Here is a 662-nt window from a genome sequence, read left to right as displayed (position 1 = left end):
ATTCGATCACCCCGCTGAATGCGCAAAGAGAAATCTTTCACGATCATGCGCTCACCATAGGATTTTGAAATTTTCTTTGCTTCAAGCACCAATTGCCCAGAATCATGACTTTTCGCTGCTGTCAAAAGTGCATTTCCTGGCTGCCCTTTATAGGTTTGATGACGCTGTCTTAAGTCTTTTAATTCGCCTAAGCGCCGTACGTTACGCTTACGCCGTGCGCTCACGCCATAACGCAACCATTGCTCTTCACGAGCAATTTGGCGCCCCAATTTATGCTGTTCGATGGCTTCTTCTTCCAGTGCTTTATCACGCCAATTTTCAAATTCTGAAAAACGCTTTTCCAGTCTTTTGGTTGTGCCACGATCAAGCCATACCGTTGACCGCGTAACATTTTCTAAAAATCGCCGATCGTGGGAAATCACCACAATCGCTGAACGCAAAGAAGACAAAACAGCTTCCAGCCATTCAATAGTTGGTAAATCAAGATGATTGGTTGGTTCATCTAAGAACAAAATATCGGGTTTTGCAGCAATGGCCCGTAACAACGAAACACGCCGCTTTTCGCCTCCCGAAAGCGTTTCCAATTTTTCCGTCCCCGAAAACCCTAAATTTGTGCGAAGCGTATTGATCCACTGGACATCAGATGTATCGTCCAGCCCCGC

Annotated in this window: 1 protein-coding gene; it reads right to left on the bottom strand. The window is 45.8% G+C overall.

What is annotated here, in order from left to right; translation table 11 throughout:
- Positions 1-662: ATP-binding cassette domain-containing protein (locus ACFIO3_RS14870; RefSeq protein WP_375704756.1), on the bottom strand; the 662-nt coding region annotated here is incomplete at both ends.

This window comes from Bartonella sp. AD328YNZD (genome assembly GCF_042196425.1).
This window is presented reverse-complemented; position numbering and strand designations above follow the sequence as displayed.